Here is a 20,911-nt window from a genome sequence, read left to right as displayed (position 1 = left end):
TCAGATCGAGGCCTTCGCCGTGATCCCCTCGACGGCCGCGCGGGCGCGCTCGGCGTCCGCCGGGACGAGGCCGATCCGGGTGCGCCGGTGCAGCACGTCCTCGACGTCCAGCGCGCCTTCGTGGGTGAGCGCGTACGCGATCTCGGCGCGGCTGACGTCGATCCCGTCGGCGACCGGCGCCCCGTACCCGGCGCCGAGGAGTTCCTCGCCGACCGCGAGTACCTCGGTGGCCGCGCCGCCGTGCCGGGCGAGCAGCGAGGCCGCCACCTCTCCCTCCGGCACCGGGCGGCTGTCGCGGTGGCCGGGCGCGCCGACCAGCGGCAGCCGGGCGGTCCAGCAGGCGCGGGCGGACAGCTCGCGCAGCCGGACGGCGGTGTCCACGGCGTCCTCGGCCATCCGGCGGTAGGTGGTGAGCTTGCCGCCGACCACGGTGATCACGCCGTTCGGCGACTCCAGGACGGCGTGCTGCCGGGAGATGTCGGCGGTGGCGCCGTCGCCGGTGTCGATCAGCGGACGCAGCCCCGCGTAGGCGCCGCGCACATCGGCCCTGGTCAGTGCCGTCTCCAGGGCGCCGTTCACGGTGTCGAGGAGGAAGTCGACCTCGGCCTCGGAGGGCTGCGGCTCGTCCGGGACCGGACCGGGCGCGTCCTCGTCGGTGAGGCCGATCGCCACCCGGCCGAGCTGCTGCGGCAGCGCGAAGACGAAGCGGCTGGTGGAGCCGGGCACCGGGACGGTCAGCGCGGCGAGCGGCCGGCCGAGCGCGGCCGCGTCCACCACCAGGTGGGTGCCGCGGCTGGGCCGCAGCCGGATGGACGGGTCCACCTCGCCCGCCCAGACACCGGTGGCGTTGACGACGGCGCGGGCGTTCAGGGAGAACGACGCCCCGGTGAGGGTGTCGACGAGCCGGGCGCCCGTCCCGGTGACCTCCTCGGCGCGCACCCGGGTGAGCACGGTCGCCCCGTACTGCGCCGCGGTGCGGGCCAGTGCCACCACCAGGCGTGCGTCGTCGATCAGTTGGCCGTCGTGGGCGACCAGCGCGCCGGACAGGCCCGCGCCGCGGAGGCCCGGCACCAGGGCCCGGGCGCGGTCGGCGCCCACCCGGCGGACCCGGGGCAGCAGACCGCCCGGCGTACCGGCGCTCAGCCGCAGCGCGTCGCCCGCGTGGAAGCCGACCCGGACCAGCGCGGCCTGGCCGGGGCGGAACAACCCGTCCAGCAGCGGCACCAGTTGGGGCAGCGGCCGGACCAGGTGCGGGGCGGTGCGGGTCATCAGCACACCGCGCTCGACGGCGCTCTCCCGGGCCACCCCGATCCGCCCCGAGGCGAGGTAGCGCAGACCGCCGTGGACGAGCTTGGAACTCCAACGGCTGGTCCCGAAGGCGAGGTCGCGGGACTCCACCAGCACCACGCACAGCCCGCGCGCGGCCGCGTCCAGGGCGACGCCCGCGCCGGTGACACCGCCGCCGATCACCAGCAGGTCGACCGACGGGCGGTCGGCGAGCGCGGAGAGCTCCAACTCGCGGCGGCGGGCGGTGAGTCGGGCGGTCCCGGCGAAGGGCCCGGCGGTGGTGGTCATCTGCGCCTCCGAGGCGGTCGGTCTGCGGGCGGTGCGCGGGCGGGCGGGCGTAACGCGGGGACGTGGGGACGCGGGGACCTGGGGACGCGGAACTACGGCGCGAGGTACCCGTCGAGGGCCCGGGCGAGCTCCCGCCGCCAGGCCTCCTCGGGCAGCACCGGGGCCACCATGCGGTGCGACTGCACGGTGGACTGGGCGATCAGCAGCACCATCGCGGCCAGTTCGAGCGGCTCCCCGGCCCGGATCGAGCCGTGCCGCTGCCCCTGCTCGATCCCCGACCGCAGCGCCTCCAGCAGTCCGCGCTGGCTGGCGCCCAGGCGGTCGACCACGTACTCGAAGAGCGTGTCGGAGTCGCCGGAACGCAGCAGCGCGCCCAGCACCGGGTGGTCGCGCAGCCGGACGGCCACCTCGACCACGCCGTCGACGAACGCGCCCCGGTCGGTACCGGTGAGCCGGACGGCGTCCCGGGTGGCCGCGATCTCCCGGGTGAGCAGCGCGCCGATCACGGCGCGGACGTCCGGCCAGCGCCGGTAGACGGTCGGCCGGCTCACTCCGGCGCGGCGCGCGATCTCGGCCAACTGGGCGCGGCCGACGCCGAGTTGGACGATCAGCTCGGCGGCGGCGTCGAGGATCGCGTCATCGGTGCCGCGCTCGGCGGCACGCTCCGTACCGCGCTCGGCGGCAGGCCCGGCGGCAGGCCCGGCGGCGCGCTCGGCGGTCGGCTCGTGAAGCTCGTTACTACTTGACATGATGTGTAAAACTGTAACGCATGACCCCCGAGAAGCAAGCGGCACCGGCGACCCTCACCGGTACGGCCACCCTGCCGCTCCCCCCGATGAAGTGGGACGCCTGGGGCGACCCGGCCCTCGCCAAGGAGCTGTCCGCCGACATCAAGGGCCTGCTCGCCGCCGCCCTCGGCGTCACCGGCGACGCCGCGCCCGGGCCCGACGCCTCGGAGGTCGTCCTGCGGCCGTCCGCCCTCACCCCCGACGACCTCGCGGCGCTCGCCACCGTCGTCGGCGAGGCCCACCTCAGCACCGCCGACGCCGACCGCCTCCCCCGGGCCGGCGGCAAGTCCACCCCCGACCTGCTGCGCCGCCGCTCGCGCGACCCGCAGGACGCGCCCGACGCCGTCGTGCTGCCCGGCGGCGAGGACGAGATCACCGCGCTGCTCGCGATCTGCACCGAGCGCCGGATCGCCGTCGTGCCGTTCGGCGGCGGCACCAGCGTCGTCGGCGGACTGGACCCGGAGCGCGGGTCGTTCGCCGCCGTCGTCTCGCTCGACCTGCGCCGGCTCGACCAGCTCCTCGACCTCGACGAGACCTCCGGCGAGGCCCTCCTCGGCGCCGGTCTCACCGGCCCGGCCGCCGAGGCCCTGCTCGCCGAGCGCGGCTTCGAACTCGGCCACTATCCGCAGAGCTTCCGTTTCGCCACCATCGGCGGCTTCGCGGCCACCCGCTCCTCCGGCCAGAACTCGGCCGGCCACGGACGGTTCGACGACATGGTGCGCGGCCTGCGGGTGGTCACCCCGACCGGCGTGCTCGACCTCGGCCGCGCCCCCGCCTCCGCCGCCGGCCCCGACCTGCGCGAGCTGTTCCTCGGCTCCGAGGGCGCCCTCGGCGTGATCACCGCCGTCCGGGTCCGCGTCCACCCCGTGCCCGCCGTCAAGGCGTACGAGGCCTGGTCGTTCCCCGACTTCACCACCGGCGCCGCCGCGCTGCGCGCCGTCGAGCAGCAGGGCACCGGCCCGACCGTCATCCGGCTCTCCGACGAGGCCGAGACGATGATCAACCTGGCCATGACCGAGAGGATCGGCGGCGAGGCCGCCGTCACCGGCTGCCTCGCGGTCACCGTCTTCGAGGGCACCGCCGAGCAGGTCGCCGCCCGCCACCAGCTCACCCGTGCCGCCCTGCTCGCCGCCGGCGGCACCTCGCTCGGCGAGGCCCCCGCCCGGGCCTGGGAGCACGGCCGGTTCAACGCCCCGTACCTGCGCGACTCGCTGCTCGACGCGGGCGCGCTGTGCGAGACCCTGGAGACCGCCGCCGGCTGGCGCGACCTGCACGCCCTGCGGTTCGCCGTCACCACCGCGCTGACCGAGGCCCTGCCCGGCTCGCTCGTGCTGTGCCACATCTCGCACGTCTACCCGACCGGGGCCTCGCTCTACTTCACCGTGGTCGCCGCCCTCGGCGAGGAGCCGCTGCAGCAGTGGGGCGCCGCCAAGCGGGCCGCCTGCGACGCCATCGTCCGGTCCGGCGGCACCATCACCCACCACCACGCCGTCGGCACCGACCACCGCCCCTGGATGGCCGACGAGATCGGCGACCTCGGCGTGCGCATCCTGCGCGCCGTCAAGGCCGAGATCGACCCCGCCGGCATCCTCAACCCGGGCAAGCTGATCCCGTGAGCGACCGGAGAACCATCGCCCGCGTCGTTCTCCTCACCAACCCAGCGGCCGCGGCCGGCCACGCCGAACCGGCGGCCCACCGCGCCACCGCCCGCCTGCGCGCCCACGGCATCACCGTGGACCCGCGGGCGGGCGGCTCCGCCGCCGAGTCGCTCGCGCTCGCCCGGGAGGCGGTCGCCTCGCCGACCTGCGACGCCCTGGTCGTCGTCGGCGGCGACGGCATGATCAACCTCGCCCTCCAGGCCGTGGCCGGCACCGCCACCCCGCTCGGCGTGATACCCGCCGGCACAGGCAACGACCACGCCCGCGCCCACGGCCTGCCCCGGGACACCCCCGAGGCCGCCGCCGACACCGTCGCCGCCGGCCGCACCCGCACCGTCGACCTCGGCCGGGTCACCGCCGCCGACGGCACCACCCGCTGGTTCGGCTCCGTCCTCGCCAGCGGCTTCGACTCCCTGGTCAGCGACCGCACCAACCGGCTGCGCTGGCCGCGCGGCCGGATGCGCTACAACCTCGCGATCGCCGTGGAGTTCGCCAACCTCCGCCCGCTGCCGTTCCGGATCACCCTCGCCGACGGGACGCAGATCGAGCGCGACCTCACCCTCGCCGCCGTCGGCAACACCAGCAGCTACGGCGGCGGGATGCTCATCTGCCCCGACGCCGACCCCGCCGACGGCCTGCTAGACGTCACCCTCGTCGACGCCATGCCCCGGCGGCGGATCGCCCGCTTCTTCCCCACCCTGCTCAAGGGCACCCACACCGCCCGGCCCGAGGTCACCACCCACCGCACCACCTCGCTGCGCCTCGACTCCCCCGGCATCACCGCCTACGCGGACGGCGAGTTCATGGCACCGCTGCCGGTCGAGGTCACCGTCGTGCCGGGGGCGCTGCGGCTGCTCGTCCCGGACCACGGTCCCGAGCAATGATCGGGAACTCCCGCAACTGTCGGGCGGATCAGTAGACTGACCGCTCTCGACTCCGTCCAGAACCAGCCTTGTGGGGGGCACCTGTGGACGTGCACATTTCCGTGACCGGTGGGGAGACCGTCGCGGAGGCCGAATCGCTGACCGACTGGCTCCGGGGCGAACCGGGCCTGACCCGGGTCACCCTGACCGGGCGTGCGCCCGCGCCCGGGGAGATGGGCTCGGTGCTGGACGCCGTCACCGTCGCCCTCGGCGCCGGCGGCGCACTCTCGGTGCTCGCCTCCTCCCTGCGCGTCTGGTTCGCCCAGCCCCGGCGCAGCGACGTCCGGCTGAAGATCCGTCGGGCCGACGGCGGGACGCTGGAACTCGACGCCAAGCGGGTGCGCGCCGGGGACCTGGAGGACCTCCTGCGCACCGCGCTGGAGAGCCAGGAGCCGGAGGGCCGGACCCCGTCCGGTCCCGAGCAGGGCTGAGGTGCGCCTCCCGGACCCCCTGCGGTCCCGGATCGTGCTGGTCGGCGCGAGCACGTACACGGACCCGGACCTGCCGGACCTCCCGGCGGTCCGGCGCACCGTGGCCGACCTGGCGACCCTGTTCACCGACCCGGACCACGGGGTCGTCCCGGAGGAGCACTGCACCGTCCTCCTCGACGACGCCGACCTCGGCCGGGTCGGCCGCCAGCTGCGCGAGGCCGCTCGGGCCGCCGAGGACCTGCTCCTGGTCTACTTCACCGGCCACGGACTGGTCGGCGGCCGCCGGCACGACCTCTATCTCGCGCTGCCCGACAGCGAGTACGGGGACCCGGACTTCACCTCGATCGAGTACGACAAACTGCGCGGCACCGTGCTCAACAGCCGCGCCACCACCAAGATCATCGTGCTGGACTGCTGCTTCTCCGGCCGCGCCGTGACCGGCACCATGGCCGGCGGCACCGGCACCATCAACCAACTGGAAGTCTCCGGCACCTACGTGCTGACCTCCGCCCAGCGCGACCAGGTCTCCCTCTCCCCGCCCGGCGAGGACCACACCGCCTTCTCCGGACGGCTCATCCGACTGCTGCGCGAGGGCATAGCCGGCGGCCCGGAGTACCTCACCGTCGACGACCTGTACCAGCGCCTCGTCAGCCTGATGGTCGCCGAGGGCCTGCCCGTCCCCCTCAACAGCACCACCGAGAGCGCCAACCTGATCGCCCTCGGCCACAACCGGATCTACGCCGACAACGTCGCCCCCGCACTGCGCGAGCGGCAGGTGGCCGCCGAACAGCAGGCCCTGGAGGGCGACTGGGCCGGCGCCGCCGCCTCCCTCCAAGGAGTACTGGAGGAGCAGACCCGCCTCCTCGGCGCCGAACACGAGGACACCCTGCGCTGTCGCCGCGCCCACGCCCACTGCGTCGGCGGCGCCGGCGACCCGGCCGAAGCCGCCCGCCTGCTGCGGCCCCTCCCCGCCGCCCACGCCCGCCTGCTCGGCAAGGACCACCCGGAAACCCTGCACACCCGCCAGTTCCTCGCCGTCAACCTCGGCGAGGCCGGCCACCGGACGGAGGCCATCGCCGTCCTACGGGTCCTCCTCGCCGACCGCAGCCGCCTCCTCGGCAGCGAACACGAGGACACCCTGCGGACCCGGCACATGCTGGCCCGGAACCTCGCGCTGACGGGCGCCGAGGAGGAGGCGACGGCACTGCTGCGGCAACTCGTCGCGGAGCGGGACCGGGTGCTGGGCACGCAGCACCCGCACACGGTACGGGCGCGGAAGGAGCTGGCGGTGCTGGAGCGGGGGCAACGGAGTGTTTGAGGGTTACACCGACCGCGCACGGCGAGTCGTCGAAGGGGCCGAGGACGAGGCGCGACGACTCGGCCACTCCGAAGTGGGGACCGCGCACCTGCTGTTGAGCCTTGTCCATCTTGGCGAAGGGGTTGCCGTCACAGCACTGCGCAGCCTCGGGGTGTCGCCCGACCTCCTCCGCCGGGAGATCGACCGCCGGCTCAGTCCCGGTGACTCCAACGCTCCTGGCAAGCGTCCGCCGAGCCGGATGGTCCAGACAGTGCTGAAGCTGGCGAGCAACGAAGCTGCGGACCTCGGCCATGACTACATCGGCACCGAACACATCCTGCTGGGGCTCCTCCGCGAAGAAAGCGGTGTCGCCGCAAAAGTACTCTCGTCCGCCAGGATCGACGCCGGCCGGGTCCGTCAGCCAATCCTCGAAATCCTGGCTTCGCTCGAGCTCCAGGAACCTCCCACGACGCTCGTCCTGCTCAGCCGGAACGTCAGTGCCGAGGCGCTCCTCCGACCGGCGGAAGGCATCGTCGGCCGACAACCGGACATCGACCGCGTCCTCCAGGTGCTCAGCCGGCGGGCCCGCAACGTCGCGCTGCTGGTGGGCGATCCCGGGGTGGGGAAAACCAGCATCGCGGCCGGGCTGGCACAGGCCGTCGTCCGCCAGGAGGTCCCCTCGCGATTCCTCGGCCGGAGCGTCCTCCGCCTCGACATCACCGCGCTGTTCACCGACCCCCGGCACCACGGGCGCTTCACCGAGGTGATGGCCGAACTGGTGGGGGACATCCTCCGGTCCTCGAACCTCATCCTCTTCCTCGACAACGCCCTCTCCGTCGTCCGCACCCGGGAGGGGCAGGCCGAGGCGCTGGCCTTCTTCCGGCCCGTGTTCGACGTGCCCGGCGTCTCGATCGTCGCGGCCACCGGCTCCGTCGACCACCGACGGTGGGAGCGGGACTCGGGCCTCGACCGGCGGATCCAACCGGTACCGGTGGCCGAACCGGCGCCGGAGGACGTGCTGCAGATCCTGCGCAGCGCCCGGCAGCGGCTGATCGACCACCACGAGGTCGAGATCACCGACGAGGCCCTCGCCGCAGCCGCCCGACTCGCCCACGGCTACCTGCCCGGCCACGCCCTGCCGGGTGCCGCGATCGACCTGCTGGACGAGGCGAGCGCACAGGTCCGCTCCGGACCGGTGCCCTCCGGCACGACGCCGAGCGTCACCGAGGAGGTGGTGACCCGGACGGCCGGCGCGGCCGCCGCCCTCCCGGTGGCCCCCCGCCCACCGGTGCTCTCCCCTCCCGTCCCGCACGACCCGACCGTGTGGTCCATGAGCTGAGCCGCCGCTACCCCAACTCCAGCGCCTCCCAGGCGAAGCCCTCCCCCCACCCCGGCTCACGGCGGGCCCAGGCGGCCATGGCGTCGATCACCGGCTCGGGGCCGTCGAGCTTCACCTGGAAGTGCCGGTCGGCGCCGCCGTCCCGGTACTCGAAGGAGTAATCACCCCCGCTCTCGTGCCACACCTGCACATAGACGTCGGGCTCGTCGGGTATCCGCTCGACCACCAGAAAGCGGTCCCGCCTCCCCCCGATCCGCCGCACCAGCCCGGCCAACCCCTCGGCATCCGGCCGCGGGTGGTCCCGGTCGTCTTCCGTCCGCACCGTGATCTCCAGCATGAACCGGATCCTGGCACGAACCACTGACAACACCTCCGGCAGCGGGCACTCCCCAAGGGCGGCCGTGGAGGTGCTGCGGCCACGAATCGAGCCGCCGCGCGCAGGAAGTCGGATCCGCCGACTTCCTGCGCGGCAGATCCATGGATACCCGCACGCGGCCCAACCCATCGGGCCCTCGATGGCACCCACGGCCAAGGAACGGCACCACAACCGGCGCCGACCGGAGAGTCAGCATCTACGGTGCCACCACGGCAACCCCGGGTCTTCCGTCGGCTCGTGATGCGTCCGCCCGAGAAGCACCGCGTCCAGGCGCTCGACCCTGCACTCGGAGTTCGCCGGCGGCCCGTGGCGGAAGCATGAACAGAGCGTCCTGCAGCTTGTCCCGGGCCCAACCCTCGCCCCAGCAGGGGCAGGTGAACTCCGCCTCCGATTGCCTCCACCGGCGTCTCGTGCCATTGACGCGCACGGACCACACGCTCAGCGCCACCGCCACGATGCCCGGGGACAATCGCTCCCGTGCAAGCACACGGACAGCGGCATCCGCCGCTCCCGACAGACCTGGGACATCGCGATACCGCCCCCAGGGCTACCCCAACCGCGTTCCCGCGGCCGGATCGAAGCCGGTCTTCTACGAGGCACGGCCCCTTCGGATGCAGATCATGGACCAATTGCCGACCTTCAACCGACCCCCGCCGCAACGCAAGCTCCCCAGCCCTCACACCAACAAAGAACTAGCGACCACACGATGCGACAAGCCGTCCAACAAAGCACTACTAGGTCGTCCCGCAGCAGAACGGCCCTTGATTCATGCCCACGACCTGGATTTCACGGAGTTCCGCTCAGAGCCACAAGAAACGCCCCACCCACCGCGGGCACCGGTCGCGACTGGGCAGGACGACGGATCGCGCCCTCCCCGTACAGGAAGTCGGACCCACCGACTTCCTGTACGGCAGGTCCATGGATCCCCGCACGTGGAACGCCCCCCTGCCGCACGGAGCCTGCGGCAGGGGGGCGTTCGGTCGGTGAGGCGTCGGGTCAGCCCTTCGGGGCTGGCGGGGTGGGCAGGGTGCCGGTGAGGAGGGGCCATTCGCGGTGGAAGGGCGGGAGGGGGAGGCGGCCCTCGATCAGCGGGGTGCCGAAGATCTTGAGGTGGGCGAGGAGTGCGCCGTTGAGGTCGATGCCGCCGACGAGGGCCCAACTGCCCTGGATGCGGGGCGTGCCGCCGGGGACGTCCACGGCGAGGGAGCCGTCGGCCTTGGCCTGGAGGTAGGGGGCGACGGTGGCCTCGACGCCGACCGCGTCGTAGAGGCCGACGCTGACCTCGGTGCCGAGGGCGGCGCGGACGGCGGCCTTGCCGTCGAGGCGGACGTGGACCGGGGAGACCTTGGTGTCGGGGGCGTCGGCGGCGGAGGTCCAGCCGCGGCCGCCGCCGGTCCAGTCGGCGCGGACCGCCCAGGTGCCGGTGGCCTCCTGCTCGGCCTCGACGTGGACCTGGCCGTCGGCGCCGACCTCCAGGTAGCAGGTGAGGGCGAGGTTGACGACGACCGGCAGCCCGGCGACGTTCAGCACCGGGCTGGCCTGGAGCTTGGCGAAGGGGACCCGGACCGGCGCGGCGGTGGCGCGGGCGAAGTCGCCGGTGACCTTCCAGTGGGCTCGGGCGCCGAGGTCGAAGCCGATGGAGGCGGTGCGCGGGGTGCCGACACCGGCGCCGTGGTAGGCGAAGCGGACGGACGGGTGGAGGGAGAGTTCGCCGGTGGCCTCGGCGGTGGCACCGCCCGGCAGCGGGATCGGGGCCTTGGCGTCGACCTCCAGGGTGCCGGACGCCTCGGCCTTGGTGGTGCCGTTCTCCCGGCCGACGGTGGCCGTGACGTCCTTGACCAGCGGGGTGACCTTGATCGCCTTGGGGTCGACCGGGACCGTGCCGTCGGCCTCGGCGGCGCCGAGCAGCTCGGGCAGGGTGGCCGGGCGGGTGGCCAGGCTGATGGTGTTGCCGGCGCCGGGGTGGACGGCGGTGACGGCGAGGAGCGCGCCCTGCGGGGCGGCGTCGGTGGGCGGGCTGGCGAGCAGGCGCCCGGGCTGGACCGCCTGGGTGAGGGCCGGGACGGCGGAGGGCGAGGACGTGGTGGGGGTGGGAGTGGGGGCGGAGGACGCTGCGGGCGCTGCGGGCGCGGACAGGACGGCGGTGCCGGCGGCCGGGTCGTAGGCGGTGAGCCGGAGGTCGGTGGCCGCCGGGGTGGCGGCGGCACCGTCGGCGGACGGGGTGCCGACCGCCACGGTCTGCGCACCGGGCTGCGCGGCCGCGACCGGCAGCGGCAGCGGGGCGGGGCCCGCCGTCGGCGCGACGGCGGCAGCGGGCGGGGCCGAGGAGGCCGGGGGTGCGGCGGCGGAGGATCCGCTCGGGGCCGGAGTGGCCGCCTTGCCGGCGGGGCGGGCGGCGGCGGCCGCCGAGGCGTGCGCGGTCGGGGATCCGCCGGGCGCGGGGGCCGCCGGGTTCGCCGCGCCGGTGGCGGCGACGGGGACGGCGGACGGCACGTCGACGGTGACCGAAGCGGCCCGTCCGTCGCCGGAGGCGGGCCCGCAGGCGGCGACGCCGAGCAGGAGCAGGGAGGCGAGGGCAGGCCGGACGGCCGGGACGAGAGGACTCTTCACCGGGGCTCTTTCAGCGGCGTGTTCCACGCGGGCGGCGGCGCGCGGACGGTGCGCGCCGGCCCGGGAACGAGGGTGGGTGTGGCAGGGGGAGCGCGGCCCGCACGGCCGCGCGGATCGTCATGTTACTGACGAGAAATCAGGTTGTCGAAGACATGTCCGACAAGTGAACAGCGTCCCGATCGCGCCTCAAGGGCTGTACCACCAAGGGTGGTTGGTGCACGTTCGGAGCCGAACCACCCCCGTTCGGCGGGGGTGCGGCGCTTCGCAATCCACCACTCGGCGGGGCTCCTCCCCCGCCGGTGGACGGGCCCCGGACGGGCCCCGGGGCGGCCTGTCGGCATTCCCCGCCGGGAATTGTCGGGCCTCCCTCCGTCTCCCAGGATGGGTGGCGCGAAGGACGACTACGAGGGGATCGAGGAAGTCACGATGAGCACGAGGACCAGCACCAGCACCAACGTGAGCACCGGCACCGCGCAGCAGATCGCCGAGCGCTATGTCGCGCTCTGGAACGAGCCCGACCCGGAGCGGCGGCGCCGGGCGGTCGAGGAGCTGTGGGCGACGGACGGCGTCCACCTGCTCCAGCCGCCCGAGGACATGCGCGAGCGGGCGGCCGAACTCGGCTTCGCGGAAACCGTGCTGGAGGCCCGCGGCCACGGCGCCCTGGAGCGGCGGGTGGCCCGGGCGCACGAGGAGTTCGTGGCCGGCGGCGACTACGTGTTCCGCGAGCAGGGTGAGGCGATCCAGGTCGGCGACGCCGTCAAGCTGACCTGGGTGATGGTGCGCCCGGGCGAGGACGAGGTGCTCGGCGGCGGGGTCGAGCTGCTGGTACTGGACAAGGACGGCCGGATCGCGACCGACTACCAGTTCCCCGGGCTCTGATCCCCCGGCTCCAGCTCCGCATAGGCGCGCAGGGCGACAGCCGTCGGCTCGTCGACCGGCAGGAAGGCCTCCAGTCGCAGTTCGGCGAGCGTCACGTCGACGGCGGTCGCGAAGGTGGTCACCGTCGTCATCAGGTGCAACTCGCCGTACGGGCTGCGCAGATGCAGCGGGACGGCGAAGCCCAGCGGATCCCGGGCGGCCGGGGACTCGTCCAACGGCGGCACGTAGCCCGCCAGTTCGTCGTGCAGTTCAGCCAGGTGCGAGGTCGCCGCCAGGACATGCCGGGACCACGCCGCGAAGTTGACGATCCTCGGGGCGAGCCCGGCCGGATGCAGGGCGAGCCGGTAGGCGTTCGCGCCCCGGCCGAGCAGCTCGGGCGCGGCCCCCTCGGTCAGCAGTCCGAGCGCGGCATTGGCCGCGACGATGTCGCCCCGGCCGTCCACCACCACGGCGGGGTAGGGGAGATGACCTTCCAGGATGTGGCCGAGCGCGGAGCGGACGGGCGCCAGCTCGGGCCCGTCGAGCTGGCACTCCGCGTACACGGGGGCGTAACCGGCCGACAGCAGAAGCTCGTTGCGCTCGCGCAGCGACAGGTCGAGCGACTCGGCGAGCCGGACGACCATGCCGCGCCCGGGGGCCGACCGGCCCGACTCCATGAAACTGAGGTGGCGCTGGGTGGTGCCCGCCCGGCCGGCGAGTTCGAGCTGGCTGAGGCGGCGGCCGGTGCGGCGCTCGCGGAGCGTACTGGGAAAGTCCACGACAGCCAGTTGTAGCCGGAACGGGGCCGCCGAGCCATTCCCCGGAGGGAATGCGCGGTGAACTCTCGGGGCGGGGCAGGGGGGTGGGGCAGGGAGGGGCCGAGCGGGCCGGGCACCTTTGCTGGCCGGGCGACCAGCTGCTCGAAAACGCCCTGTTGGTCACACGCCCAACCGCTCGGTCATCCCATTGGTCGGGTGGCCAACTGCCCGGACGGCCTGTTGGGCGGGCACCCAGTTCGCCGGACCGGCACCCTGTTGGTCGCACGCCCAACCCATCGGACATCCCGTTGGCCAAGCGCCCAACCGCCCCGCCGACCGCCCGCCCGGACGCCCGTTGGCCAAGCGCCCAACCCCCTCAGACGCCCCGCTGCGCCGTCACCGTGCCCTCGTCGATCGCCGCCAGCAGCTCGGCGTGGTCGGCGGCGGTCCGGTCGGCGTACCGGACCGAGAAGTCGGCGATGGCCTCGGCGAAGACGTCCGAGCGGCCCAGGTAGCCGGCGACGGCGAACCGGTCGCCGGAGCGGGCGTGCGCGCGGGCAAGGGTACGGCCGCAGAGGTCGGCGTACTTCCGCAGGTCGGCTGGCGTCATCCGGGCGACGTCCGCCGAGCCCTTCATGTCGCGCAGCTGGCGGCCGTAGAAGTGCCGCCCGGCCGGGCCGGTGGTCCAGCCGAGGAAGATGTCGCTGGCCGCCTGCATGAGGTGCTGGCCGGTGACGACCCGACGGCCGCCGTGGACCACCGGCGCCTCGGCGGACGGGCGGGAGACGGGCAGGTACTCCTCCAGCACGGACCGCCCGGCCTCCTTGATCTGCAGGAACAGCGGATCGCTCTCGTCCCGCCCGGACAGCAGCAGGATGAAGCAGCGGGTACCGACACTGCCGACGCCGACCACCTTGCGGGCGACGTCCACCAGTTGGAACCGGTCGAGCAGCACGCGGCGGTCCTCGGCGAGGGTGGCCCGGTAGTCGCCGTAGATCTTGCCGACCAGGCGCAGTTCGTCCTCCGGCAGCCGCTCGATCAGCGGCGGGTCGTCGACGATCCGCCGCCGCCCGTCCTCGCCCTTCTCGGTGAGCTTGCCGAAGGCCTGGAGGCTGGTGCGGCGGCGGGCCTTGTCCAGGTTGGCCTCGACGCGCTTGCGGCGGCTGGCCTTGCCGACCAGCGGCAGGATGTCCTCGGTGTCGATCCGGGCGTACCAGACGTCGAGTTCGCCCATCCCGGCGAGGCGGCGCACGGCGGTGGCGTAGCCCTGCGCGGCGGTGAGCGCGGCGCGGCGGACCTGCTCCTCGGAGTGGCCGTTGTCGCGGGCCGCGACGGCGACGCTGGCGGCGAGGCGCTTGACGTCCCACTCGAACGGGCCGGGGTAGGTCTCGTCGAAGTCGTTGACGTCGAAGAGCAGTGCCCGCTCCGGCGAGGCGTACACGCCGAAGTTCAACAGGTGGGCGTCACCGCAGAGTTGGACGGTGATACCGGTGTCGGGGACGGCCGCCAGATCGGCGGCCATGACGGCGGCGGAGCCGCGCAGGAAGGCGAACGGCGATTCGGCCATCCGCCCGTAGCGGATCGGGCCGAGGTCGGCGACCCGGTCCTCGGCCTGCCGGGCCAGCACGGCCAGCGGGTCGGGCCGGTCGGCGGAGGGGATCCAGGGGCCGTGGGCGGAACGCGGTACGCGGTCGCGGGCGGCCCGGCCGCGCCGCCGGCGTTCGGTCGGACTGGTCATGCGCGGCTCCTCGGTGCGTCCGTCCGGCGGGTTCCCGTCCAGCGGGTCCCCCGTCCGGCAGGACCGGGATGCTCCCGCGGTCCTCCCCGCGACGCTAGATCACGCCCGGCGGCGCGGCATGTCGGGACCGAACGGTCCGTGCCGGGGACGGGGCGGACGGGCGGACCGGGGCGGGCGTCCGGTCGCCCGCCCCGGTGCCCGCCGCGCTCCGCCGAACGGGCCCCACCGACCGGGCTGAGCCGAACGGACCGGGCCGACCGGGCTGAGCCGAACGAACCGGGCCGACCGGGCGGGGCGCCGCCGATCACTCGACCACGAAGTCCGCCATCATCGCCATGTCCTCGTGCTCCAGGTTGTGGCAGTGCAGCATGTACGTCCCCGCGTAGTCGGTGAACCGCACCAGCACCTCCACCGCCTCGGCCGGCCGCAGGTCCACGGTGTCCTTCCAGCCCGCGTCGTACGGCCCCGGGTCCTTGCCGTTGCGGGACAGCACCTGGAAGGAGTTCAGGTGCACATGGACGGGGTGGTGGACGTCCGAGAAGAACCGCCACTTCTCGATGGAACCGAGCGCCGGCCGGGCGAGCGAGCGGCCCGGCTCGTAGGGCTGGTTGTTGATCGTCCAGCCCGCGTTGCGGCTGCGCCGGAAGCCGAAGGTCCGGGTGGTGACGGCGGCGGCCGGGTCGAGCCGCTCCAGGGTGCAGAGCCGTTCGGGGACGGTCGAGTCGTCGCGCACCGGCCGCGAGGAGACGTCGAAGCGCATGACCTCCTCCGTCCGCCCGCTGCCGAACCGGTTCATCAGCCGGACCTGGGTGCCGGCCGGGTAGCGGGCGAAGTCGACCACCAGGTCGAAGCGCTCGGCGGGCGCGATCTCGACCGCGTCGTGCGCGATCGGCTGCTCCAGCAGGCCGCCGTCGCCGCCGATCTGGACCAGGGCGTCGCCGCCGGACGGCTGCGGGTCGAGTTCCAGCCGGTAGAGGCGGGTGTTGGAGGCGTTGAGCACGCGCAGCCGGTAGCGGGCCCGGTCGACCTCGGCGCGCGGCCAGGGGGCGCCGTTGACCAGGACGACGTCGCCGAGGACGCCGTTCATGTAGTCCTCGGTGACGCCGGGGACGGCGAGGGTCGCGTCGGCGGCGGGGTAGGCGAAGGAGCCGTCGGCGCTGAAGGACCGGTCGGCGAGCATCAGCGGGAGTTCGCGCTCGCCGCGCGGCAGCGGCAGGGCCTCCTCCTCCTCGTCGCGGACCAGGTGGAAACCGGCCAGGCCGCGCCAGACGCCGGGACCGGTGAAGCCCATCCGGTGGTCGTGGTACCAGAGGGTGGCCGCGCGCTGGCGGCACGGGTAGCCGTACGTGCGCTCGCCGGTGACGGTCCGGGAGAGGTCTGCGGCACCCGTCGTTCCGGTCATGCCGGCCATGCCCGCCATTCCGGCCATTCCGGCCATCGGGTGGTCGGCATGGCCCGGGTGGTCGGCGTGGGCGGCCCAGGTGGAACGGTCGGCGGACGAGCCGACCGGGAGCAGCAGGTCCACCGGGTAGCCGTCGCTCTCCGCCGGGGTGTGGCCGCCGTGGAGGTGGACCACGGTGGGCACCGCCAGCTCGTTGCGGTGCCGCACCACCATCTCCCGGCCGGAGCGGGCCACCAGGGTCGGACCGGGGAAGGTCCCGCCGTACGTCCAGGCCTCGGTGCGCAGTCCGGGCAGGACCTCCAGCCGGGCGATCTGCTGGGTGATCTCGTAGTGGTCCGAGGTGGCGTCGGAGCGGACGGGGGCGAGGACCGCCGGGACGGGAAGCGGTACCTGGAACGCCGCCGGCAGCGGGACCTCGCTGCTCAGCAGCCGGCCGGGCCGGCCCTCGGCCAGCAGCCGGGCAGTCGCCGGGCCGGCGAAGGCCCCGACGGCACCCGCACCGAGCACGGCCACGCCGGCGCCGAGGAACCGGCGGCGGTTCACGGCGTCACCTCCACCGCGTCGGCGCCCGGGCCGGTGGGCCGGGGCAGCCGACCGGAGCCGCCGTCGCCGGTCCCGGAACCGGCCACGGAGCCGGACTCGGGTTCGGAGCCGGACTCGGACTCGGACTCGGCGGGCGCTTCGGCGACGGGTTCAGTGTCCGACGACGGCGACAGCGCCGGGGCCGGGACCGGGGCCAGGGCCGGGGCCGGCCGCCAGGCCCCGACCAGGCCGAACAGCAGCCCGCTGACCAGCAGCACGCCCAGGGTCACGTGCACGCCGACCGCCCGTTCGTAGCCGGTCCCCATCTGGGCCCCCAGCGCGGCCAGCAGCAGCGCGCTGGCGCAGAGCGGCCACCACGGCCCGCGCGCGCCGCCCGCTCCCCCGCCGCGGCGGACCAGCGCGGCCACCGGCAGCTGGGCGAGCAGCAGGCCGCCCAGGGCCATCGCGGCCAGCTCGTGCGCCCGCAGCGCCTCGTAGTGGCCGTTCAGGAAGCTGCCGGCCAGCACCGTCTGGGCCAGCCCCAGCACGGCCGACGCGGTCGCGGTGGCCCGCAGCAGCAGCCGCGGCAGGCGGATCCCCGGGGGGACGGCCGGGGCAGGGGCCGACGGGCCCGCCGGGGCGAGCGACGGAAGGCGGGGCGTGCGGGCCACGGGGGGACTGCTCAACGGTCGGCCTTCTCTCTGCCGGGCACCGCGGCGGAGCGGGCAGGCCGGGATGACAGGCATGCCGGACGCGCTCGGCGCGGGGGGCGGGTGGGTGTGACGTGGCACTACGGGCGCGCGCCACCTGGACGGACGCGGCCGTGAGCGTAACTGATCACACATCACTATCGGTGTGGCTCAAGGGCTTTACGGCCGACGACCACTCTCGCGCGGCTGTTCAGCCCGGCTTTGTCACCCGAACGGCCGGTGCGACGTCCCGCGCGGGCCTCCGCCGCGAGCCCCTGTCGTGCTCCCACGAGCCCACGCGTGCGCAGAACCGCGCGCGCGGGCACGTACACGCGAACCCGCGGACGCGGCCCCGCGCACGCGAAGGGCCCCGGTCCACCGACGACACCCCCGTCGCCCTCGGTGGACCGGGGCCCGGACCCGAAGGCCGCCCCTTCTCCCGCCACGCCCCGCCACGCCTCGCCTCGCCACACCCCGTCGCGTCGCGTCGCGTGCGGAACCGCTACTGCTTCCCGCCGCCCATCGCGATCGGCCGGGACCGCAGCAGCGCCCTGGCCGGAGCAGCGGTCGCGGCCAGGCACAGCGCCACCGCCCCGGCGGCCAGCGGCAGCGCCGTCCCCGGCGGCACGTACGGCGAGGCACCGGTGAGGCCCCGGGTGACCGGCACCAGGGTGACCCAGGCGATCACCGCGCCGACCCCCAGGCCGGTCGCGGCCACCAGCAGCGCCTCCCAGCGCATCATGCGGCGCACCTGCCCCCGGGTGGTCCCGGCCAGCCGGAGCAGCGCCACCTCGCGCCGCCGGTCCAGCACCGTCATCACCAGGGTGTTCGCGGCCGTGACCGCGGCGAACCCGCCGAGCACCCCGGCCATCACCGCGTTCGCCCAGGCGCCCATCTCCTGGTCCTTGTCCGCCTGGGCGGCGAAGCCCGCCCGGTCGGTGACGGTCATGCCCGGGACGCCGAGCCCCGCCAGCCCCCGGGCGACCGCCGCCCGGTCGGCGCCGGGCGCGTCCGCGACCAGCACCTGCTGGTCGAACGCCGCGGTGACGTGCTCCGCCACCGCCGCCCTCGGCAGCAGCACCTGGCCGAAGCCGAGCCCGCGCCCGTAGGTGGCGACCACCAGCGGCTTGCTCTCCGTCCCGTCGCCGAGCCAGAGCTGCACCCGCTCGCCCACCTCGGCGCCCAGGGCGGAGGCCAGGGTCGCGTCCAGTGCCACGGTGTCCGGGGACCGGCCCAGGTCGGCGAGCGCACCGGTGCGGACGTCGAGGTCGAGCACCCGGGGCAGCCGGGACGGGTCGCCGGTGATGCCCAGTGCGGCGGCCGAGTCCAGGTTGTGGCCGTCGCGGTACACGACGCCGGTGCGCAGCACGCCGACGGCCGCGTCCACGCCGGGCAGCCCGGCCGCCCGCTCGACCACCCCGGGGGTCCCGGCGGCGCCGGCGGCACCCGGCACGGCGGCCGGCAGGCCGGGGCCGGTGGAGCCGAGCACGTGGTCGGCGGTGAGACCGGTCCGCACCTGCTCGCCGCTCTCGTGCCGGAGGGTGCTCTGCATGAACAGCAGGGTGCCGCAGAAGGCGGTGACCATGGCGATCGGGGTGATCGCCGAGGCCAGCCGGCGGGCGTTGGCGCGGGTGTTGTCGGCCGCCAGCGAGCCGGGCGCGCCGCCGGCCCGCAGCGGCACCCCGAGCAGTCCGGCCGCGACCCGGGCCACCCAGGGACCGAGCAGGGCGACCGCCGTCAGGAAGCACATCACCACGCCCAGCGCGGTGTTGGCGGCGTCGGTGCCGTTCAGCCCGGTGGCGACCCCGGCGAGCACGGTGCCGCCGACGGCGAAGAGCAGGCCCAGGCCGGTGCGGATCCACCCCGGCCGGGACGGTTCGACGGCGGCCGCGCCCAGCGCCTGGCTGGCCCGCATCCGGGCCGGGCGGCGGGCCGCGAAGAAGCCGGCCGCGAGGGCCGCGAGTGTGCACAGCACCACCGCGGCGACCATCGGCAGCGGCCCGACGGACAGTTCCACGGCCTCGGGGACGGCCCCGCGCTCCACCATCCCGCCGAACCACCAGCGGGCCAGCGCGAGGCCGGGCAGGAGGCCGCTCGCGGCGGCGAGCGGCGCGACCAGCATCGCCTCGGTGGCGATGGTGCGGCGGATCTGCCGGGGCGTGGCGCCGACGGCGCGCAGCAGCGCGAACTCGCGGGCGCGCTGGCCGGTGGCGAGGGCGACGGTGGAGACCACCACGAACACGGCGGTCATGGTGGCGATGCCGCCGAAGGAGCCGCCGATCCCGGCCAGCGCCTCGCGGGCCCCGGCGAGCGCCGGCTGCTCGACGGCGCCCCGGTCCCGGCCGGTCCGCACCTCGGCGGCGCCGCCGACGGCCGTACCGACCTGGTCGGCGAGGGCCTTGGCGGTCACGCCCTCGCGCGGCTGGACGGCGATCGCGTCCACCCGGCCGGGGTGGCCGGAGAGCCGGTCGGCCTGCTGGTCGGCGAACCAGGCCGTGGGCCCGGCCGGCTGCGGGGCGGCCAGGCCGGAGATCCGGTAGCTTCCGCCGCCGCCCGGCGCGGTGAGCGCCACGGTGGCGCCGGGGGCCAGCTGCGCGGCGCGCGCGGTGTCGGCGTCGAGCACGACCTCGCCGGCGCCGGGGGCGCGGCCCTCGACCAGGCGGTCCTGCGGGCCCGCGATGCCGAGCGCGGCGAAGCCCCGGCCGGTGAGCGGGCCGCCCGGCCCGCCCTGCACCGGGAACGCGCTGTCCGGGCGGGCCGCGGCCACCCCCGGCTGCGCGGCGATCCGGGCAGTCAGCGCCGCGTCCACCCGGGCCCGGTCGGGGACGGGCTGCTCCTCGGTGTCGGTGTCCTCGCCCTCCCGGAAGGTGATGCCGACGGTCGGGTCGGCGGCCACCACGACGGGGGCGTCCGCGTACCGGCCGGCCGGCACCGAGGCCGTGATGCCGGTCTGCAGCAGGGTGCCGCAGGCCGTGATCACGGCGGCGGCGAAGAACAGCGCGACGAAGGTCCCGACGAAGGAGACGGGACGGAAGCGCACCGAGGCGCGGGCGAGTCCGTTGCTCATGCCGCCGCCTCCAGCGGGCGGGCGGTCAGCGACACCATCCGGTCGGCGACGGTCTTCGGGTCCGGGTGGTACAGCTCGTCGGCGAGGGCGCCGTCGGCCAGGAACACCACCCGGTCGGCGAAGGAGGCCGCCACCGGGTCGTGGGTGACCATGACGACGGTGGCGCCCATGGTGTCGACCGCGTTCCGCAGCAGGCCGAGCACCTCGTGCGCGGTACGGGTGTCCAGCGCGCCGGTCGGCTCGTCCGCGAACACCACGTCCGGGTCGGTGATCAGCGCCCGGGCGATCGCCACCCGCTGCTGCTGGCCGCCGGACAGCTGCCCGGGCCGGCGTCCGGCGTGCTCCCCGAGGCCGACCCGGGCGAGCAGCTCACGGGCCCGGGAGCGGTCCTGGCGCTCGCCGGCCAGACGCAGCGGGAGCAGCACGTTCTGCAGCACCGTCAGCGAGGGCAGCAGGTTGAAGGACTGGAAGACGAACCCGATCCGGCCGCGGCGCAGCTTGGTCAGCCGGTCCTCGCTCAGCCGGGTGATCTCCTCGCCGCCCAGGTGGACCTCGCCGGCGGTCGGGCGGTCCAGGCCGGCCGCGCACTGGAGGAAGGTGCTCTTGCCGGAGCCGGACGGTCCCATCACGGCGGTGAACGTGCCCCGGCCGAGCGCCAGGTCGATGCCGCGCAGCGCGTGCACGGCCTCGGCGCCGCGGCCGTAGCTGCGCCGGACGCCCCGCAGTTCGATCGCGACGTGCGCGGCCGGGTGGCCGGTCGGCTCGGGCCGGGGGCTGGTACGGCGGGGTGACATGGTGGGCCTTCCTTCGTGGATCGTCGCCTGTGGTCGACGTGTTCCAGGCTAGGAAGACGGGGTGCGGCGGACCATGGAGTCCGCTG

General features: G+C 75.2%; 16 protein-coding genes and 1 pseudogene. 7 read left to right on the top strand and 10 right to left on the bottom strand.

The features are described from left to right. Both IF01_RS0103345 and IF01_RS0103340 read right to left on the bottom strand, forming a co-directional pair. Positions 1-1,575 (bottom strand): glycerol-3-phosphate dehydrogenase/oxidase, encoded by a 1,575-nt coding sequence (locus tag IF01_RS0103345; RefSeq protein ID WP_030391711.1) that lies wholly within the window; start codon positions 1,573-1,575, stop codon positions 1-3. A 92-nt stretch (positions 1,576-1,667) separates the two neighbouring features. Continuing rightward, on the bottom strand, positions 1,668-2,324 hold the full coding sequence (locus IF01_RS0103340; RefSeq protein ID WP_078879621.1) for a TetR/AcrR family transcriptional regulator: 657 nt from the start codon (positions 2,322-2,324) through the stop codon (positions 1,668-1,670). Positions 2,325-2,410: 86 nt separating this feature from the next. Between IF01_RS0103340 and IF01_RS0103335 the strand changes: the two genes are divergently transcribed. The 6 genes and pseudogenes from IF01_RS0103335 (at position 2,411) to IF01_RS0103315 (ending at position 8,011) form a co-directional block, all read left to right on the top strand. Further along, the gene (locus IF01_RS0103335) at positions 2,411-3,979 is read left to right on the top strand and encodes an FAD-binding oxidoreductase (protein WP_030391709.1); all 1,569 of its coding nucleotides are present in this window, start codon (positions 2,411-2,413) and stop codon (positions 3,977-3,979) included. Beyond that, positions 3,976-4,905, top strand: coding sequence for a diacylglycerol kinase (locus tag IF01_RS0103330; RefSeq protein WP_030391708.1), 930 nt, complete (start codon positions 3,976-3,978; stop codon positions 4,903-4,905). Before IF01_RS0103335 ends, IF01_RS0103330 begins: the two co-directional genes overlap by 4 nt. An 89-nt stretch (positions 4,906-4,994) precedes the next feature. Further along, positions 4,995-5,375, top strand: a complete 381-nt coding sequence (locus IF01_RS43500; protein ID WP_157855149.1) for an effector-associated constant component EACC1 — start codon at positions 4,995-4,997, stop codon at positions 5,373-5,375. A gap of 1 nt (position 5,376) precedes the next feature. Further along, positions 5,377-6,693: a caspase, EACC1-associated type gene (locus IF01_RS43495; protein ID WP_051754872.1), complete on the top strand. Its 1,317-nt coding sequence runs from the start codon at positions 5,377-5,379 to the stop codon at positions 6,691-6,693. Further along, positions 6,686-7,156: pseudogene (locus IF01_RS51885) on the top strand (Clp protease N-terminal domain-containing protein); the annotation flags it as partial. The gene IF01_RS43495 and the pseudogene IF01_RS51885, both read left to right, overlap by 8 nt. An 84-nt stretch (positions 7,157-7,240) precedes the next feature. Then, positions 7,241-8,011, top strand: a complete 771-nt coding sequence (locus IF01_RS0103315; RefSeq protein ID WP_510991069.1) for an AAA family ATPase — start codon at positions 7,241-7,243, stop codon at positions 8,009-8,011. Between the two features lie 7 nt (positions 8,012-8,018). Here IF01_RS0103315 and IF01_RS0103310 read toward each other — a convergent pair whose 3' ends face one another. Continuing rightward, the gene (locus IF01_RS0103310) at positions 8,019-8,348 is read right to left on the bottom strand and encodes a hypothetical protein (protein WP_037778941.1); all 330 of its coding nucleotides are present in this window, start codon (positions 8,346-8,348) and stop codon (positions 8,019-8,021) included. A 1,035-nt stretch (positions 8,349-9,383) separates the two neighbouring features. Next, positions 9,384-10,997, bottom strand: coding sequence for a hypothetical protein (locus IF01_RS0103305; RefSeq protein WP_051754870.1), 1,614 nt, complete (start codon positions 10,995-10,997; stop codon positions 9,384-9,386). 426 nt (positions 10,998-11,423) lie between these two features. On the opposite strand from IF01_RS0103305, the gene IF01_RS0103300 reads away from it, so the two are divergent. Next, entirely contained in the window at positions 11,424-11,876 is a 453-nt protein-coding gene (locus IF01_RS0103300) for a hypothetical protein (protein ID WP_051754950.1), read from the top strand. Here the strand turns inward: IF01_RS0103300 and IF01_RS0103295 are convergent. From IF01_RS0103295 to IF01_RS0103270, 6 genes are all read right to left on the bottom strand, one after another. Next, entirely contained in the window at positions 11,855-12,634 is a 780-nt protein-coding gene (locus IF01_RS0103295) for a helix-turn-helix domain-containing protein (RefSeq protein WP_030391701.1), read from the bottom strand. The genes IF01_RS0103300 and IF01_RS0103295 overlap by 22 nt on opposite strands. Positions 12,635-12,989: 355 nt before the next feature. Beyond that, positions 12,990-14,351, bottom strand: a complete 1,362-nt coding sequence (locus tag IF01_RS0103290) for a DUF2252 domain-containing protein (RefSeq protein ID WP_030391700.1) — start codon at positions 14,349-14,351, stop codon at positions 12,990-12,992. A gap of 304 nt (positions 14,352-14,655) precedes the next feature. Next, a complete protein-coding gene (locus tag IF01_RS0103285; protein WP_030391699.1) occupies positions 14,656-16,296 on the bottom strand; it encodes a multicopper oxidase family protein in 1,641 nt (546 codons plus the stop codon). Beyond that, the gene (locus IF01_RS43490; RefSeq protein WP_157855148.1) at positions 16,293-16,961 is read right to left on the bottom strand and encodes a hypothetical protein; all 669 of its coding nucleotides are present in this window, start codon (positions 16,959-16,961) and stop codon (positions 16,293-16,295) included. The genes IF01_RS0103285 and IF01_RS43490 overlap by 4 nt, the downstream gene beginning before the upstream one ends. A gap of 505 nt (positions 16,962-17,466) precedes the next feature. After that, the gene (locus IF01_RS0103275; RefSeq protein ID WP_030391697.1) at positions 17,467-20,031 is read right to left on the bottom strand and encodes an FtsX-like permease family protein; all 2,565 of its coding nucleotides are present in this window, start codon (positions 20,029-20,031) and stop codon (positions 17,467-17,469) included. Further along, the gene (locus IF01_RS0103270) at positions 20,028-20,825 is read right to left on the bottom strand and encodes an ABC transporter ATP-binding protein (RefSeq protein WP_051740129.1); all 798 of its coding nucleotides are present in this window, start codon (positions 20,823-20,825) and stop codon (positions 20,028-20,030) included. The genes IF01_RS0103275 and IF01_RS0103270 overlap by 4 nt, the downstream gene beginning before the upstream one ends. Between the last annotated feature and the right edge of the window lie 86 nt (positions 20,826-20,911).

This window comes from Kitasatospora purpeofusca (genome assembly GCF_000718025.1).
GTDB classification, from domain to species: domain Bacteria; phylum Actinomycetota; class Actinomycetes; order Streptomycetales; family Streptomycetaceae; genus Kitasatospora; species Kitasatospora purpeofusca.
This window is presented reverse-complemented; position numbering and strand designations above follow the sequence as displayed.